The 17,088-nt window shown below is 68.3% G+C and carries 18 protein-coding genes; 10 read left to right on the forward strand and 8 right to left on the reverse strand.

What is annotated here, in order from left to right; all coding sequences use genetic code 11:
• Positions 1-147 precede the first annotated feature (147 nt).
• Complete coding sequence (locus OK015_RS13640; RefSeq protein WP_268132712.1) at positions 148-543, reverse strand: hypothetical protein; 396 nt, start codon at positions 541-543, stop codon at positions 148-150.
• A gap of 161 nt (positions 544-704) precedes the next feature.
• On the opposite strand from OK015_RS13640, the gene OK015_RS13645 reads away from it, so the two are divergent.
• The 4 genes from OK015_RS13645 to OK015_RS13660 are packed head-to-tail and all read left to right on the forward strand — an operon-like array spanning position 705 to position 4,372.
• The gene (locus OK015_RS13645; protein ID WP_268132198.1) at positions 705-2,021 is read left to right on the forward strand and encodes an adenosylmethionine--8-amino-7-oxononanoate transaminase; all 1,317 of its coding nucleotides are present in this window, start codon (positions 705-707) and stop codon (positions 2,019-2,021) included.
• Positions 2,022-2,025: 4 nt separating this feature from the next.
• The gene (locus OK015_RS13650) at positions 2,026-3,186 is read left to right on the forward strand and encodes an 8-amino-7-oxononanoate synthase (RefSeq protein WP_268132199.1); all 1,161 of its coding nucleotides are present in this window, start codon (positions 2,026-2,028) and stop codon (positions 3,184-3,186) included.
• Positions 3,183-3,863 carry a dethiobiotin synthase gene (gene bioD / locus OK015_RS13655; RefSeq protein ID WP_268132201.1) on the forward strand — a complete coding sequence of 227 codons (681 nt, stop codon included), beginning with the start codon at positions 3,183-3,185 and terminating at the stop codon, positions 3,861-3,863. Before OK015_RS13650 ends, bioD begins: the two co-directional genes overlap by 4 nt.
• A complete protein-coding gene (locus OK015_RS13660; protein ID WP_268132203.1) occupies positions 3,863-4,372 on the forward strand; it encodes a 2'-5' RNA ligase family protein in 510 nt (169 codons plus the stop codon). Before bioD ends, OK015_RS13660 begins: the two co-directional genes overlap by 1 nt.
• An 83-nt stretch (positions 4,373-4,455) precedes the next feature.
• On the opposite strand, the gene OK015_RS13665 is transcribed toward OK015_RS13660, so the two are convergent.
• The 5 genes from OK015_RS13665 to OK015_RS13685 form a co-directional block, all read right to left on the reverse strand.
• Positions 4,456-5,304, reverse strand: a complete 849-nt coding sequence (locus tag OK015_RS13665) for an aldo/keto reductase (protein WP_268132205.1) — start codon at positions 5,302-5,304, stop codon at positions 4,456-4,458.
• A 122-nt stretch (positions 5,305-5,426) separates the two neighbouring features.
• Entirely contained in the window at positions 5,427-6,779 is a 1,353-nt protein-coding gene (locus OK015_RS13670; RefSeq protein WP_268132207.1) for a hypothetical protein, read from the reverse strand.
• Complete coding sequence (locus OK015_RS13675) at positions 6,776-7,138, reverse strand: hypothetical protein (RefSeq protein ID WP_268132209.1); 363 nt, start codon at positions 7,136-7,138, stop codon at positions 6,776-6,778. The genes OK015_RS13670 and OK015_RS13675 overlap by 4 nt, the downstream gene beginning before the upstream one ends.
• A 4-nt stretch (positions 7,139-7,142) precedes the next feature.
• Positions 7,143-8,984, reverse strand: a complete 1,842-nt coding sequence (locus OK015_RS13680) for a hypothetical protein (protein ID WP_268132210.1) — start codon at positions 8,982-8,984, stop codon at positions 7,143-7,145.
• A 112-nt stretch (positions 8,985-9,096) separates the two neighbouring features.
• Positions 9,097-9,276, reverse strand: coding sequence for a hypothetical protein (locus tag OK015_RS13685; RefSeq protein WP_268132211.1), 180 nt, complete (start codon positions 9,274-9,276; stop codon positions 9,097-9,099).
• A 172-nt stretch (positions 9,277-9,448) separates the two neighbouring features.
• On the opposite strand from OK015_RS13685, the gene bioB reads away from it, so the two are divergent.
• From bioB to OK015_RS13700, 3 genes are read left to right on the forward strand one after another with little or no spacing between them, the layout of a single operon-like run.
• On the forward strand, positions 9,449-10,486 hold the full coding sequence (gene bioB, locus OK015_RS13690) for a biotin synthase BioB (RefSeq protein WP_268132212.1): 1,038 nt from the start codon (positions 9,449-9,451) through the stop codon (positions 10,484-10,486).
• A 30-nt stretch (positions 10,487-10,516) separates the two neighbouring features.
• On the forward strand, positions 10,517-10,744 hold the full coding sequence (gene bsaP, locus OK015_RS13695) for a biotin synthase auxiliary protein BsaP (RefSeq protein WP_268132213.1): 228 nt from the start codon (positions 10,517-10,519) through the stop codon (positions 10,742-10,744).
• A complete protein-coding gene (locus OK015_RS13700) occupies positions 10,741-11,391 on the forward strand; it encodes a DUF2567 domain-containing protein (RefSeq protein ID WP_442791252.1) in 651 nt (216 codons plus the stop codon). Before bsaP ends, OK015_RS13700 begins: the two co-directional genes overlap by 4 nt.
• Here the strand turns inward: OK015_RS13700 and OK015_RS13705 are convergent.
• Positions 11,386-12,726, reverse strand: coding sequence for a lipase family protein (locus OK015_RS13705; RefSeq protein ID WP_268132214.1), 1,341 nt, complete (start codon positions 12,724-12,726; stop codon positions 11,386-11,388). The genes OK015_RS13700 and OK015_RS13705 overlap by 6 nt on opposite strands.
• Positions 12,727-12,838: 112 nt before the next feature.
• Positions 12,839-13,561, reverse strand: coding sequence for an NUDIX hydrolase (locus OK015_RS13710; RefSeq protein ID WP_268132216.1), 723 nt, complete (start codon positions 13,559-13,561; stop codon positions 12,839-12,841).
• A gap of 46 nt (positions 13,562-13,607) precedes the next feature.
• On the opposite strand from OK015_RS13710, the gene nadA reads away from it, so the two are divergent.
• The 3 genes from nadA to nadC are packed head-to-tail and all read left to right on the forward strand — an operon-like array spanning position 13,608 to position 17,085.
• The gene (gene nadA, locus OK015_RS13715; protein WP_268132218.1) at positions 13,608-14,657 is read left to right on the forward strand and encodes a quinolinate synthase NadA; all 1,050 of its coding nucleotides are present in this window, start codon (positions 13,608-13,610) and stop codon (positions 14,655-14,657) included.
• On the forward strand, positions 14,654-16,234 hold the full coding sequence (locus tag OK015_RS13720) for an L-aspartate oxidase (RefSeq protein WP_268132220.1): 1,581 nt from the start codon (positions 14,654-14,656) through the stop codon (positions 16,232-16,234). The genes nadA and OK015_RS13720 overlap by 4 nt, the downstream gene beginning before the upstream one ends.
• Positions 16,231-17,085 carry a carboxylating nicotinate-nucleotide diphosphorylase gene (gene nadC, locus OK015_RS13725; protein WP_268132222.1) on the forward strand — a complete coding sequence of 285 codons (855 nt, stop codon included), beginning with the start codon at positions 16,231-16,233 and terminating at the stop codon, positions 17,083-17,085. The genes OK015_RS13720 and nadC overlap by 4 nt, the downstream gene beginning before the upstream one ends.
• Positions 17,086-17,088: the final 3 nt, after the last annotated feature.

A 17,088-nucleotide genomic window follows, 5' to 3' on the forward strand; every position in this document is an offset into this window, starting at 1 on the left:
ATACCGTTGCTGAGCTACCCGAATGATTCTTTTTCGGACCGTGACCGGACGGTGACTGCCGAGCCCAAATCTTTATCCGCAGTTGTGATTTCGGTCTCACACCGCGTCGCGGTCGCGTTGTTCGCCCGGTGCGCTGCGGCGGGTGAATCAGTGCCAGTAGCGCGCGCTGAAGACCGTGAGCGAATCGCCGACGACGGAACTGACCATGATGATCGCGAGGGACAGCACCGGCCAGAAGGACATGTACCAGCCCTTCAGCAGGGAGACGAACGGGCCGATCCCCGCCGCCGCGATCGCCGCACCGATCCCGCCCCAGACGATCGGGTAGATGTACATGTCGACCTGGAAGGGCACCAGTCCGCACGTTTCGTCCGTGCACACCTCGCCGAGGAAGCCGTAGAGCCTCGTCGGCCACGTCGTCGCCGTGGCCAGCACGACGAGCAGCGTCACCAGCGTGATGGTGGCGATCAAGTCCCACGGGGCCACCTTGAGGCGAAGGACGTGTGACTTCTCGTTGCCAGAGTCGTTGGCGCCGTAGGGCATCGGTTGAAATTCGGCCGGCTCGCCGGACTCCTGGGGCGCCGGCGGGGAGCCGGCGCGGTCGCCACGGTGCGGGTCCTCGAACGGGTACGGCAGCGCCATGCCGATAGATGCTTCCCGATGGTCGGCTTTTATGCGAACCGGCTGCTTTACGCTCGGTTTCTATGCCTGCGGCGAGATCCGGGTTGACCCCCGAGCAAATCAGCGCGATCGACGCCGCGCACCTGTGGCATCCCTACAGCACAATCGGCGGTGAAGCCGTCGCGCCGGTCGTGGCCGTCGGCGCGCACGGCGCCTGGTTGACGCTGATCAGAGACGGCAGGTCGGTCGAGGTGCTGGACGCGATGAGCTCCTGGTGGACCGCGATCCACGGTCACGGCCACCCGGTGTTGGACGCGGCGCTGGCAGCGCAGCTGAGCTCGATGAATCACGTCATGTTCGGTGGCCTGACCCACGAGCCGGCGGCCCGGCTCGCCCAGCTGCTGGTCGAGATCACCCCGGCCGGCCTGGAGACGGTGTTCTTCAGCGATTCCGGGTCGGTGTCGGTGGAGGTCGCGGTCAAAATGGCGCTGCAGTACTGGCGAAGCCGCGGGCAACCCGGCAAGCACCGGCTGATGACCTGGCGGGGCGGCTACCACGGCGACACCTTCACGCCGATGAGCGTCTGCGACCCCGACGGCGGGATGCACTCGTTGTGGACCGACATCCTGGCCGCCCAGGTGTTCGCGCCGCAGGTGCCCCGCGAGTACGACGCGGGGTACAGCGCGGCGTTCGAGGAGCAGCTGGCCGGGCACGCGACCGAACTGGCGGCTGTCGTCGTCGAGCCCGTCGTGCAGGGTGCCGGCGGCATGCGCTTTCACGATCCCGATTACCTGCGCGACCTGCGCGACATCTGCCGCCGCCACCAGGTGCTGCTGATTTTCGACGAGATCGCCACCGGATTCGGGCGCACCGGCGAGCTGTTCGCCGCCGACCATGCCGGCGTCAGCCCGGACATCATGTGCGTCGGCAAGGCGCTGACCGGGGGATACCTCAGCCTGGCCGCGACGCTGTGCACCACCGACATCGCGCACACGATCAGCTCCGGCGAGGCGGGCGCGCTGATGCACGGCCCCACGTTCATGGCCAACCCGCTGGCCTGTGCGGTGTCGGTGGCCAGCGTCGAGGTGCTGCTGGGCCAGGACTGGCGCGCGCGGGTCGCCGACATCGCGACCGGGCTGGTGGCGGGACTCGAGCCGGCCCGGGCCTTGCCCGGTGTCACCGACGTACGGGTATGCGGCGCCATCGGCGTCATCGAATGCGCCGGGCCGGTCGACCTGGCCGTTGCCACCCCCGCGGCGCTCGACCACGGCATCTGGCTACGCCCGTTTCGCAACCTCGTCTACGCGATGCCGCCCTACATCTGCGGGCCCGGCGAGATCGCGCAGATCACCTCGGCGATGGTCGAGGTCAGCCGGATCGCCGCCTCTCGTAGTCTTTAGGGCTATGAAGGCCAGTCAGCAGGCACCGATCCAGGTTTCCCCGCTGGCCTGGCTGGAGGCAGTAGAGCAGCAGCGCCGGCAGGCCGGCTTGCGTCGCTCGCTGCGGCCGCGCCCGGCGGTCGCCACCGAGCTGGACCTGGCGTCCAACGACTATCTCGGTCTGTCCCAGCATCCCGATGTCATCGACGGAGGCGTTGCGGCGCTGCGCATTTGGGGTGCCGGTGCCACCGGCTCCCGGCTGGTCACCGGCGACACCGAACTGCATCAGCAATTCGAAGCCGAGCTCGCCGACTATGTCGGGGCCGCCGCGGGATTGCTGTTCTCCTCGGGATACACCGCCAATTTGGGCACCGTCGTCGGACTCTCGGGCCCGGGTTCGCTGCTGGTTTCCGACGCCCATTCGCACGCCTCGCTGGTGGACGCCTGCCGGCTGTCGCGGGCGCGGGTGGTGGTGACGCCGCACCGCGACGTCGACGCCGTCGATGCGTCGCTGCGCGCCCGCGACGAGGAGCGGGCCGTCGTGGTCACCGACTCGGTGTTCAGTGCGGACGGCGCGCTGGCCCCGCTGCGCGAGCTGCACGACGTCTGTCGCCGGCACCGGGCGCTGCTCATCGTCGACGAGGCCCACGGGCTGGGTGTCCGCGGCGGCGGCCGTGGCCTGCTGTACGAGCTTGGGATGGCCGGTGCGCCCGATGTGGTGATGACGACCACACTGTCCAAGGCGCTGGGCAGCCAGGGCGGCATGGTGTTGGGGCCGGCGGAGGTGCGCGCTCACCTGATCGACGCGGCCCGCCCGTTCATCTTCGACACCGGCCTGGCCCCGGCCGCGGTGGGCGCCGCGCTGGCCGCCTTGCACGTGCTGCGAACCGAGGCGTGGCGGCCCGAGGCGGTGCTGCGGCATGCCCGCGAACTGGCCCGCATCTGCGACGTGGCCGTGCAGCCGCAGTCGGCGGTGGTATCGGTGATCCTGGGCGAGCCGGAGGTCGCGCTGGCCGCCGCGACCGCCTGCCTGGACGCGGGGGTGCGGGTGGGCTGCTTCCGGCCCCCGACCGTGCCCGCCGGGACCTCACGGTTGCGGCTCTCGGCGCGCGCTTCCCTGGATGCCGCCGAGTTGGACGTGGCACGCCGAGTGCTGACCGACGTTCTTGCCGTGGCGCGCCGTTGACCGTCCTCGCCGTCACGGGTACCGGCACGGGGATTGGTAAGACGGTCGCTGTCGCGGCGCTGGCCTGTCACGCTCGTCAGGCCGGGATCGACGTCGCCGTGTGCAAACCCGTTCAGACCGGGACGGACTCCGGTGACGACGATCTCGCCGAGGTCGCTCGGCTGTCGGGGGTGACCGAGATCGCCGGGCTGGCGCGATATCCGCGGCCATTGGCACCGGTCGCCGCGGCCGAGCAGGCCGGGATGGCGCTGCCCACTCGTGACCAGATGCTGCGGCTCATCCGCGACCTGGACCGCCCGGGCCGGCTCATCCTGGTTGAGGGCGCCGGCGGGCTGCTGGTCGAACTCGCCGATGCCGGCGTGACCCTGCGCGATCTCGCCGTCGACCTGAGTGCCGCGGTTCTCGTCACCGTCAGCGCGGAACTGGGTACCCTGAACCATACCGCACTTACACTGGAATCCATTGCTGGAAAACAACTTTCATGCGCCGGTGTGGTGATCGGCAGTTGGCCGCGGCAGCCAGGCTTGGTGGAGACCTCGAACCGGTCGGCCCTGGACCGGCTGGCAGCGGTGCGGGCCGCGCTGCCCGCCGGGGCGGGCTCGATGAACGCCGACGATTTCGCGGCGATGAGCGCCGCGGCGTTCGACCGTGACTGGGTGAACTCGCTGGTGCGCTGATGGTGCACTCGATCGAGCTGTTCTTCGACCGCGATACCGAGGCCGCGGTCCGCCGGATCTGGCAAGAGCTGGCCGGCGCCGGGATCCCCAGCCAGGCTCCGGCCAGCCGTCCGCACGTCACGCTGGCGGTCGCCGAAAGCATCGCGACCGACGTCGACGAGCTGCTGCGTCCGGTGACCAAACGTCTTCCGCTGAGCGCATTGATCGGTGCACCGGTGCTGTTCGGCCGCACCGGCGCCGTGTTCGCCCGGCTGTTGGTGCCGAGCGGCGAACTACTGGCGCTGCACGCCGAGGTGCACCGACTGTGCCGTCCCTATCTGGCGCCCGCACCGATGGCCAACAGCCTGCCCGGCCAGTGGACCGCACACGTCACGCTGGCCCGCCGCGTCGGTGGCGCCCAGCTGGGACGGGCGCTGCGCATCGCCGGCCGGCCCTCGCAGATCGAGGGGAGCTTCGCGGGCTTGCGCCGCTGGGATGGCGACAAGCGGGTCGAGTATCCGCTCGGTTGATCCCGTTGCATTCGGGTCGGCGGGCGTAACGCCACTGCGATTCTGGCCCTCACATTTCGCAGTGGCGTTACGTGCGCGAGCCGTCAGTCGGGGATGTGGTCGAATTCGTCGGGGTTGGGACCGGTGCGGCCCGACTCGCCGCGGTCGAGGCCGCCGATGTCATCCATCTCGGCGTCGGTCAACTCGAAGTCGAAGATCTCGAAGTTCGCCTGCATCCGCTCACGTCGCACCGACTTGGGGAACACGATGTCGCCGCGCTGGATGTGCCAGCGCAGCACCGCCTGTGCCGGCGTCTTACCGTGCGCCTCGGCGACGCGGGTGATCACCTCGTCGTCGAGCACCTTGCCCTGCGCTATCGGCGACCACGCCTCGGTCGCGATCCCGTGCTGGCTGCCGTAGGCGCGCACCTCGTCGTTGGCGAAGTATGGGTGCACCTCGATCTGGTTGACGGCGGGCACCGTCTCCGAATCCTCCGCCAGCCGCTTCAGGTGCGGTACCTGGAAATTCGACACGCCGATGCTGCGCGCCCTGCCCTGCTTGGCGAACTCCTCCAGCACGCCCCACGTGGACACGAAGTCGCCGTCGTAGAGGGTGGGCAGCGGCCAGTGGATCAGGAACAGGTCGACGTAATCAGAACCCAGCGCGCTCAGCGTGGCGTCGAACGCGCGGCGGGCGTCGTCGGGCCGGTGGTAGCCGTTGTTGAGTTTGCTCGTGACGAACACGTCGCCGCGGTCCAGCCCGGCGTCGCGGATGCCCTGGCCGACGCCCTTCTCGTTGCCGTACATCTCAGCGGTGTCGATGTGGCGGTAGCCGACCTCCAGTGCGGACCGGACAGCGGCGGCGGTCTCGTCGGGCTTGATCTGGAAGACGCCGAAGCCCGACTGGGGGATGGCGTTGCCGTCGTTGAGCTTGATCGACGGGACGGAATTCATCTGGTTGGCCTCCTGCGGCTTCGTGAAATGCGGCCTGTAAGGGCCTGCCCGCGGGTACGGGCCGACAAACGTCTGAGGCGGGCGCACTCGGACGCCGGTATCGACGCTAGCGCGCAGCTCAGCTATCCGCCGAAGATCAAGTACAGGCCGGTGAACGTGTAGCCGACCATGACCAGCATCATGGTGAGCTGCCCGGTGAGCTGATGGCCGGGCGGCAACAGCCGCAGCGCTTTGTCGTGCGCCGCGATCACCGCGACGATGTGCCCGGACACCACGCAGGCCACCTTGATTCCGGCCAGCACCGGCGGGTGCTGGGACAACACGTAAGCCACCTGCTGATGCGCCAGCCCCAACGGATTCCAGCCCCGACCGAACGGATCGGCGAGCGCGATCACCGCCTGCTGCCCGCGTTCCACCAAATAGGACAGGTAGTGCGCGAAGATGTAACCCACCACGATCGGGATCAGCGAGTGTGCCAGCTGGCCGGGCAAGGCGCGACGCTGCTCGCGGTCCACACCGCCGGTTGCCCGGGCCGCGAGCGAAAAGGTCCCTGCGACAACCGAAATGAAAACGAGCAGCCCGACGGTCCGCAGCGCGGACGACGACAGTCCGTTCGGCACACCGCGCACCAGCCGGGACAGCTGATCGGCGAAGCCGCGCCAGCTCGGCGACGACGAGTAGCTGTCGAACGCCGTCGACCCGAGCAACACCGCCAGCAGCGCGACCACACCGGGCCGCACCGGCAGCGACGGCAGATGGTCGAACGGGTTGCCGATGACGATCTGGCCGGTCGTCGTCGAGCGCCGAAACGGGGACAGCCGCGACACCGCCATGCTGTACACGCCGAACGGATCGGCCCTGGCCAGCCAGCGCTGCCCGCACAGCCACGCCCCGACCAGCGACACGACCGCGTAGACGAGCAGCCAGGCCCGCACCCAGGGCAGCGACGCGGAGTTGGGGCTCGCCAGTTCCAGCCAGACGAACGCGAACAGCCCCACCGCGGCCGGCCGATAGCCCCAGCTTTGCGGATAGGACCGGCGCGGGCGGCTCAGCCGTTCCGGCGCGGCGCGCCGCAGCAACAGGTACACGGTGCGCATCGGTGAGAGCACTCGCCAGACCGGCCCGAACGCCAGCGACAGCGCGACCAGCCCGACCCACAGCAGCACGTAGAACGCCCCGAGCAGGCCGTTGGCTTGCGTTTGCGGACCAAAGATTCCGGCCAGCACAACCCACACCGCGAAGCCCAGCGCCAACGCCGCCATCGTCCAGCGCGTGACGCGCGCGTCGACCAGCGTCGTCACCCACGCGGGCAGCGGGTGGCCGGGCGCATCCGGATCGAACCGCGGTCGCCGCCACGCAAAGGCCACCAACGCGAACGTGAACGTCAACGCCCATGCCGCACCGACCATCGCGTACGCGTAGGGCACGGGAAGATCGCTCGACCCGCCCAGGCCGTGCGCCAGCACCGCCGTCACGGCACGACTGAAATGGTCGCTATCGTGCGGTCCAGGTGATGGAGCTCCACGTCGACATTGCCGGGGACGTTGACGCTGAACTGAAAGACTTGGTTGGGTCTAGCCGCGACCTGGAACGTGTGGTCGGGCACCGAATGCACATGCAGCTCATCGGTAGCGTCGCTGGTGACGTGCAGGGTGATCTGCTGCTTGACCTTCGCCTGCAGCATCGCGTTGGTCGGGGTGACCTGACCGTGGGCGATGGTGACGTCAATGTTCACCGCGCCGGTGGGAGCCTGTCCCGGCGAACCGCCGCAGGCGATCAAGCCGCACATCAGCACCGTCACCCACGTCGCAATAAGCCTGCCGCGCAACGTCATCGCCTCAGGCCGCTCGCGGGAGTAGTTGTTTTTCCTCCGCCGGTTCCGGCGCGGACAGCGCATTGTTAATACGGCCCGCGCCCCACGTCAGGCCGGCGATGACCATCAGCGTCAGGATCAGCACGACGATCGAACCGGCGTTGTAGAGCCAGCCAGGGGCGTTCTGGTCGCGTTCACGCTGCAGGATGGTGATCTCGTGTACGAACGGCCGGTCGGTCGAGGACAGGGCGGGGACCTCGGCCGCGGGAATGGCGTCATCGGCGGGTTCGTAGATCGGTACGCCCGTCATCGTGTAGCCGTCTTGAATCCGCAGCAGCGTCTTCCACGATCCCCAGACTGGGACCGGCTGGGTGGACCGGAAATGGCCCGGGCCCACTTTTTCGAGCCGGTCGATCACCAGGCCGCGCTGGTTTTGCATCCGGCCCTGCCATGACAGAATTGTCACCCAATCCGGCTGCGGATCAACCATATTGGGCGGTGCCAGTTGCACGTCGGCGGACACCATGCGCTGCCCGGGGGCACTGGGCAACTCGGTCAGTGTGATCGCGGCCTTGCCTTGTTCGGGCACCACAATATGCAGGCCGTTGGCCACCGCGCCGCCGATCACCACCACGGTCGCCACGACCACCGAGATGCCGATCGAGCGGCGTGGCAGCCGTTGCCCGGTCAGCACCATGCCGAACAACGCGCCGCAGGTCCCGGACAGCACCCCCACGGGTACCGACATGGCCAGGGCCTCGCCCCACATGCTGACCGGCCACGGGTAGTGATAGACCGCTGAAATCCACAGCGACTCCAGCCACAGTCCGGCCGTCGCTACGGCAAGGCCGGAGACGGCACCAAAAGCGATGGGGCGCTTGAGAAGCGGAGTCAGGGCTACCAGTTCGACCACGAGCGCGGGGCCCAGATAAAGCGGGAACCAGTTGATCGGGGCGCCCAGGATGGGGCCCACCAGTAATGCCACCACCCCACGCAGCGCGACGGCGAACAAGGCGGCGATGATCGCCGCGCCGCGACCCATGGTGACGCGGGCGGCGATGGCCGCCAGAGCGGCCGCGAATGCGATCATCATCGGCTGCAACACCAGACGGAATTGCTCAACGCCGAAGTCGTATTCGATCTGATAGACCGACAGGCCGATGAACATCCCGCCGAATGACAGGTAACGCAGGAAGGTGATGAAGGCGCCTCGCACGGCCTCTGTGGCTTTCAAGGCCTGCTCGGCCTCGCCTTCGTGCTCCAGCATCAGCACCGCGAACAGGGAAAAGCAGGCGCCGCCAATCATCATCAAATGCGTTGGGCCCCAAAGGGTGACGTCTTGCCCGAAGATCCGGTGCCAGATGTCGTCGAGTGGGAATCCGATCATGGCGTAGAGCCCGCAGCCGGCCATCAGCACGCCGCCGACCGGCGCGTACCAGGTGCGGGTGATGCGCACCGCCGCGGGCCCGGGCTTCTCGAACGGGATGACGATCGCGATCATGCCCGCCAGGAACACCCCGAACAGGCCGATGATGATGAAGTAGTGCGCCGGGTTGGCCAGCGGTCCGGGATCGCGGCCGTTTCCGATATGCCAGCTGACATCCCAGATGAAGCCGAACAGGGCGCAGATGATCGACGTCGTGAAAACCAGGACCGGCAGCGCCACCCAGCTAGGCCGGTGGAATATCTCGCCCAGCTTGTCGGCGGTCCGGGCCAACCAGGTGATGCGATGCGTGCGGTGCGCATAGCCCACCCACAACATCACCAAGGTGATCACCATCGCGGCGATCGACAGCCCGATCACCTGGCTGAGCCCGGCGCCGCGGGCCGACGGCTCCGCGAGAAGCGGTAATCCTGTTGACACCATTGTCATGTCCTCCCTACTGCGGCGGGCCGTCCCGGAAGATTTGCTCCAGCGAACACTTCTTACTGCCAGGTAGGTTCAAGATCCTGTGTGTAATGCCCCGATTGGGCGCCTGTCAATCACCTGTCTCATCGGGAGTTTTGGCCGACTCGGGGGAATCGTCGGTCCGGCCGGTGCGGCGGTCCCGCAGCGCGACGTACAAGACCACGCCGGCGACGATTACGGCCGGCATGAAGGCGGGCACCGCCAACACAATCCAGTGGTGTGCCAGGTACTCGACGTGCTGGGTAGCCATGGTGGTCGTGTACCCCCGCGGTCGTCATCTCCTGGGTCCCGGCTCGCCCACGTCGCGGCTGGGCACGCGCGGGCCGTTACCCTACTTTGAACACCGTTTCGTTCAGGCTGCCACGACGTTGTGGCGGATGTGACCGCAGACGCGGCGCGACAAAGATGCAGGGGAGTACTTGGTGACTCAAGCGGCAACTCGACCCACCACCGAAGCCGACCACGGGGCGGACATCCTGGCGGTGGCCCGCCGGCAGGTGCTCGACGGCGGCGAGGGACTGAGCCGGGATCAGGTCCTTGCGGTGCTGCAGCTGCCCGACGAGCGGCTCGAGGAGCTTCTGGCGCTGGCCCACGAGGTGCGGATGCTCTGGTGTGGCCCCGAGGTCGAGGTCGAGGGCATCATCAGCCTCAAAACCGGCGGCTGCCCCGAGGACTGTCATTTCTGCTCTCAGTCCGGGCTGTTCGCCTCGCCGGTGCGCAGCGCCTGGCTGGACATTCCGAGCCTGGTCGAGGCGGCCAAGCAAACCGCCAAGTCGGGTGCCACCGAATTCTGCATCGTGGCCGCCGTGCGTGGCCCGGACAAACGGCTGATGTCGCAGGTCGCAGCCGGTATCGAGGCGATTCGCAACGAGGTCGAGATCAACGTCGCCTGTTCGCTGGGCATGCTGACCCCCGAGCAGGTTGACGAGCTCGCCGCGATGGGCGTGCACCGCTACAACCACAATTTGGAGACCGCCCGATCGTTCTTCACCAACGTCGTCACCACCCACACCTGGGAAGAGCGCTGGCAGACGTTGACGATGGTGCGCGACGCGGGCATGGAGGTGTGCTGCGGCGGCATCCTCGGCATGGGCGAGACGATCGAGCAGCGCGCGGAATTCGCCGCCGAGCTTGCGGAACTCAATCCCGATGAGGTGCCGCTGAACTTCCTCAACCCGCGGCCCGGCACGCCGTTCGGCGACCTCGAGCTGATGCCGGTCAGCGAAGCGCTGAAGTCGGTGGCCGCATTCCGGCTGGCATTGCCGCGCACCATGCTCCGGTTCGCCGGTGGCCGGGAGATCACGCTGGGCGACCTCGGCGCCAAACAGGGCATCCTGGGCGGCATCAACGCCGTGATCGTCGGAAACTACCTGACCACACTGGGCCGTCCCGCCGAATCCGACCTCGAACTGCTCGAGGATCTGCAGATGCCGATCAAGGCGCTCAATGCAAGCCTCTGAGCCGGCCGGTAACGGCTAGGTTGGAGTCTTGTGCTTGGGGATCTGGGTGCTCCGGTCAACGCCGGCGTCTACAACGTCTACACCGGAGAATTGGGGGGTACCACCGTGCCCACCGCGGCTCAGCTGGGCCTTGAACCGCCGCGCTTCTGCGCCGAGTGCGGGCGCCGGATGATCGTCCAGGTTCGCCCCGACGGCTGGCGGGCGCGCTGCTCGCGGCACGGCGAGGTGGACTCGGTGGACCTGGAGCCTCAGCGGTGACCGAACCCGGGTCGCCCGTGGCGCCCGAGCCGGCCGGTCGCGCCGCCCAGTCTCGGGGACGCGCGATTTTCCTTGCGACACTTGGACTCTCGGCGACCGGGGTGTTGGTCGGCGGCCTCTGGGCTTGGATGGCCCCGCCGATCCATTTGGTGGTGGCGATGACTCGCTCCGGCGAGCGGGTGCACGAGTACCTGGGCACCGAATCCCAGCATTTCTTTGACGTGCCCTGCCTGATGCTGGGTCTATTGACGGTGCTCGCGGTCGTCGCGCCGGTGCTGGCGTGGCAGTGGCGCCGGCTTCGGGGACCGGGCATGGTCATCGGGCTGACGGCCGGCATGATCGGCGCCGCCGCGGTCGCCTCCGGGGTGGGGGCGGTGCTGGTCGTGCTGCGCTATGGCGCGCTGGACGTCGACAAGGTGCCGCTGCTGGGCAGCCCTGCGGTGTCCTACGTCGTCGAGGCGCCGCCGGTGTTCTTCGGGCCTGGGCCGCTGCAGATCGCCACCACGTTGCTGTGGCCCGCCGCCGTCGCGGCGCTGGTATACGCCCTGCTGGCGGCCGGAAGCGCGCACGACGACCTGGGCAGCTCCGCGCCTACCGGTCGGGCGTCGCACGTCTTGCCGATGGAGCCCGAAGCCTCCGTCTCATAGCGGGCGGCGACGGATCTTGCGTCCGGTGACGACCTTGGCCGCGATGACGCCGAGCCGGAGCATCCCCGCGTAAGTGATCGGGTTGAACGCCGTCGGCCAGACAGTCCTGATCAGATGGTCCCTCAATGGCCGGCGGGCGAAGCGGTCGGTGAGCCAGCGCAGCGCCATCGGCGCCGACAGCGGGTGCAGCAGCGCGTGCTCGTTGAACGCGTCACGGTGGTAGCTGACGTCGGCGCCGCCGGCCGAGTAGGCGTCGGCCAGCGCGTCGATGTCGTGCACGTCGATCAGGTAGTCGTAGACGGCCTGCACGATCAGCACCGGCGGTGCCGGCGTCGCGACGCCCAGCTTGATGCTGTCGAAGACGTGTGACACCTCGGGTGACGACAGGATGTCCTCGAGCGGTTCGTCGAGGTAGTCGCCCATGTTCTTGCCGGCCATCCGCAGGATCGCGCCCACCGTCGTCATCTGTTCCAGGCGGTCCAGCAGGTCGCGCCCTTCGGCGTCGGTGTGCTCCTTGATGACGCGGTCCAGCTCGGGGTAGACGTGCGCGAGCGCGGCGACCACCATCGCGGGCAACCCCGCGAAGAAACCGCCGTTGAGCCGGCGGAAGGTGTGGCCCAAATCGCCGACGGGCGATCCCAGCACCGCCCCGACGATGTCCAGCTCGGGCGCGTAGTCGGCGCACATTTCGGCGGCCCAGGCGCTGGCCAGCCCGCCGCCGGAGTACCCCCACAGCCCGATCGGCGCCGACGGCGACAACGCGAGCTGCTGGGAGTTCAGGGCGGCGCGGATGCCGTCCAGGACGCGGTAGCCGGGTTCGTACGGCGCTCCCCACATACCCAGCAGGCCTTCATGGTCGGGCACCGACACCGCCCAGCCTTCCGCCACGGCCGCGGCGATCAAGAAGAACTCCAGTTGGGCTATGGAACCGAGGGCCTTGGAGCGTCTCCGCAGTGCGTACGACGGAAAGCATCGGGACGACATGGCGTCGATCGCGCACTGATACGACAGCAACGGATAGCTCTGCCCCTGCCGACGTTCGGCCGGGACGATGACCGTGGTCACGCAGGCTTCCGGGGTGCCGTTCATGTCCGTCGTCCGGTAGAGCAGCTGGATGGCCGAAACGGATTGCGGAATCAGGCCGAGCAACGCCAGTTCGACGTCGCGGGATCGCAGCACCGTGCCGGGTTCGGCGTGTTGGAAGCCCGAAGGCGGCTGGTAGAACGGGTCGTCGCAGGGCAGCAGCGGACGCGCCTTGTGCTGCAGTCCCTCATGTGGCGGCCGACCGATCCACTCCGCACCATCGGTGCCTGCCAAATTGCCGAGCTCAACCATTCAGGATTCCCTTCTAGGCCACCGGGCATTTTCGCGCATGAACGGGCGGTAACCAAAATGTAATGGCCGGGCTGTGCGCCATTTGTCGCCGGGCGGCCCAGGGTGGGGCGGATCAAGGCTGGCCGGGCGGCCGAAGCGCGGCGAATTCGTCGGTGACCCGCAGCTGGGAGTCGGTGAAGTGGTACAACGCCGCCGGTCGCCCGCCGCTGCGACCCGACTGCGCGATGGTGCCGGTTTGGGTGATCACGCCACGACGGACCAGTACCCGCTGCAGATTCGTCGCATCCACCTGATAGTCGAGCGCCGCGCCGTAAATGTCGCGCAGCGTGGAGAGTGCGAATTCCTTTGGTGCCAAGGCGAATCCGATGTTGGTATACGACATCTTGGCGACGAGTCTGGCCCGTGCGTGCGTCACCATCGGGCCGTGATCGAACGCCATCGGCGGTAGCGCGTTCACCGGATGCCACCGGGTGTCGGGCGGCAGCTCCGGAGTGGCGGGGAAGGGGACCAGGCCCAGGAAGGTCGACGCGATCACGCGCGCGCCCGGCACGCGGTGCGGGTCGGAGAACACCGCGAGCTGTTCCAGGTGGGACAGCTCGCGCAGATCCACCTTTTCGGCCAGCTGACGCCGTACGGAGGTGGTCATGTCCTCGTCGTTGCGCAGCCGTCCGCCCGGCAGTGACCATGAGCCTCGTTGCGGATCCCGCGCACGCTGCCATAACAGCACGTTAAGCTGCGGTTTTCCCTTTCGGGAGGCACCCTTAACCTGCTCGCTGGCCTGGCGAACCTGGAACACGACCGCGAGCACTTCATGGGCGGTGCTACCATTGGGCATGTTTTCGATTATAAGTCGAAAACCTCCTAGGTCGGAAGGAGTCGCCGTGACGGTCATGAATCGCATGGACACGTTCGCCGAAGACATGATTGCCAGCATCACCAATTCCCCGGCCGGTTACGGCGGCGTCGACGGTGATGAGCAGTGGGCCAACGAGATTCGCCGCCTGGCGAAGCTGCGCGGCGCCACCGTGCTCGCCCACAACTACCAGCTGCCGGCCATCCAGGACGTCGCCGACCACGTCGGAGATTCACTCGCGCTGTCCCGGATCGCCGCCGAAGCGCCGGAGGACACCATCGTGTTCTGTGGCGTGCACTTCATGGCCGAGACGGCAAAGATCCTGAGCCCCGAGAAGACCGTCCTTATCCCGGATCAGCGGGCCGGCTGCTCGCTGGCCGATTCGATCACGCCCGAGGACCTGCGGGCCTGGAAAGGCGAGCACCCCGACGCCGTCGTCGTCTCCTACGTCAACACCACGGCGGCCGTGAAGGCGCTCACCGACATCTGCTGCACCTCGTCCAACGCGGTCGACGTGGTCGAGTCGATCGACCCCGATCGCGAGGTGCTGTTCTGCCCGGATCAATTCCTCGGCGCCCACGTCCGCCGGGTGACGGGCCGCAAGAACATCCACGTCTGGGCCGGCGAGTGCCACGTCCACGCCGGCATCAACGGCGACGAGCTTACCGAACAGGCCCGCGCCAATCCCGATGCCGAGCTTTATGTGCATCCCGAATGCGGTTGTGCCACTTCGGCGTTGTACCTCGCTGGGGAGGGCGCCTTTCCGGCGGATCGCGTCAAGATCCTCTCCACGGGCGGCATGCTCGACGCGGCGCACGCGACGCACGCCCGCAAGGTTCTGGTCGCCACCGAAGTTGGCATGCTGCACCAATTGCGCCGAGCCGCACCGGAAGTCGACTTCCGCGCGGTCAACGACCGCGCCTCCTGCAAGTACATGAAGATGATCACCCCCGGTGCGTTGCTGCGCTGCCTGGCCGACGGCGCCGACGAGGTCCACGTCGACCCGGAAGTCGCGGCGGCGGGCCGGCGCAGCGTGCAGCGCATGATCTCGATCGGCCAGCCGGGCGGCGGCGAATGATCACCCGTCCCGTTTGGACAGATACCGCCGACGTCGTCGTGATCGGCACAGGCGTCGGGGGATTGGCCGCCGCGCTGGCCGCCCATCGTGCCGGCCGCGACGTTGTCGTCCTCAGTAAGGCCGAACAAACGCACGGCGTTACCGCAACGCACTACGCGCAGGGCGGGATCGCTGTCGTGCTGCCGGACAACGACGACTCCGTCGACGCTCACGTTGCCGACACCCTGGCCGCGGGCGCGGGCATGTGTGACCCCGCCGCGGTGTACTCGATCGTCGCCGACGGCTACCGCGCGGTCACCGAATTGGTCGGAGATGGCGCGCGATTCGACGAATCGGTGCCCGGCCAGTGGGCGCTGACCCGCGAAGGCGGGCACTCGAGACGACGCATCGTGCACGCCGGCGGTGACGCAACCGGCGCCGAGGTCCAGCGAGCACTCGACGACGCCGCCCGGATGCTGGACATCCGCACCGGCCATGTGGCGCTGCGAGTGCTGCACGACGGTACGGCAGTGACCGGGGTGGCCGTGGGCAATCCGGACGGCATCGGGATCGTCAGCGCACCTTCGGTAATCCTGGCCTCCGGCGGCCTCGGGCATCTCTACAGCGCGACCACCAATCCCGACGGATCCACCGGCGACGGAATCGCTTTGGCATTGTGGGCCGGCGTCGCGGTCAGCGATCTCGAGTTCGTCCAGTTCCACCCCACCATGTTGTACAGTGCCAGTCCCGGCCCGCGGGCCGGGAATCGCCGGCCGCTGATCACCGAGGCCATCCGCGGCGAGGGTGCGGTATTGATTGACCGGCAAGGCAATTCGGTCACGGCGGGGGTTCACCCGATGGGCGACCTGGCGCCGCGCGATGTCGTCGCGGGAGCCATCGACGCGCGGCTGAAGGCCACCGGCGATGAATGCGTGTTCCTCGACGCGCGCGGCATCGAGGGCTTCGAAGCCCGATTCCCCAATGTCACCGCCGCGTGCCGGGCCGCCGGCGTCGACCCCGTCCGCCAGCCCATCCCGGTGGTTCCGGGCGCGCACTACAGCTGCGGCGGCGTGGTCACCGATGTGCACGGTCAAACCGAACTGCCCGGGCTGTTCGCCGCGGGTGAGGTGGCCCGCACCGGGATGCACGGCGCGAATCGCTTGGCGTCCAACAGCTTGCTGGAGGGGCTGGTGGTGGGTGGCCGCGCCGGCAAGGCGGCGGCCGCTCATGCGTTGGCGGCCGGCCGGATGCCCGCGAGCCCGCCGGAGCCGATCGCCCACACCGCGTCGAAACGCCGCGAACTGCAAACCGCGATGACCCGGGACGCGTCGGTCGTGCGTGACGCCGCGAGCCTGCAGCGGCTCTCCGAGACGCTGTCGAGGGCGCGCGTTCGCGCTATCGAGGGCCGTCGCGATTTCGAGGATGTGGCGCTGACCCTGACCGCTCGTGCGGTGGCCGCTGCGGCGTTGGCCCGCAACGAAAGCCGGGGCTGCCACCACCGCGCGGACTACCCGGAGACGGCGTCGGAAAAGGCCCGCAGCATCGTGGTCCGATCGGATGACGCGGTGTGTGCCGAAGCGTTGGCGGCGGTGTCATGACGTTGTCCGACGGCGAACTCGCCGCCGCTCAGGACGTCGTTCGGCGTGGTCTGGAAGAGGATCTGCGCTACGGGCCCGACATCACCACGCTCGCGACGGTGCCCGCCGGCGCGGCTACTGCGGCGATGGTGCCGCGGGAGATCGGCGTGATCGCCGGATTGGATGTCGGGCTGCTGGTGCTCGACGAGGTGCTCGGTGCCGACGGTTATCAGGTGCTCGATCGCGTCTCCGACGGCGCCCACGTGCAGCCGGGCCAGCCGGTCTTGACCGTCCGGGCGGAGACCCGCGGTTTGTTGACCGCCGAGCGGACCATGCTGAACCTGATCTGCCATCTGTCGGGCATCGCGACCACGACGGCGGCCTGGGTGGACGCCGTGAGCGGCACGAAGGCCCAGGTCCGCGATACCCGCAAGACGCTGCCCGGCCTGCGCGCGCTGCAGAAGTATGCGGTGCGGATCGGCGGCGGGGTCAACCACCGCCTCGGTCTGGGCGACGCCGCGTTGATCAAGGACAACCACGTCGCGGCCGCGGGATCGGTCGTCGAAGCGTTGCGGGCGGTGCGCGAGGCCGCCCCCGATCTGCCGTGTGAGGTCGAGGTCGACTCGCTCGAACAGCTCGACGAGGTGCTGCCGGAGAAGCCGGAACTGGTCCTGCTGGACAACTTCCCGGTGTGGCAGACCCAGATCGCCGTGCAGCGCCGCGACGCACGTGCGCCGGCCGTGCTGCTGGAGTCGTCGGGGGGGCTCAGCCTGGAGACCGCGGCGGAATATGCCGGCACCGGAGTGGATTACCTGGCCGTCGGCGCGTTGACCCACTCCGTGCGCGTGCTCGATATCGGTCTGGACATGTAGGTC

The sequence above is a fragment of the Mycobacterium sp. Aquia_216 genome (genome assembly GCF_026723865.1).
Classification (GTDB): Bacteria; Actinomycetota; Actinomycetes; order Mycobacteriales; family Mycobacteriaceae; genus Mycobacterium.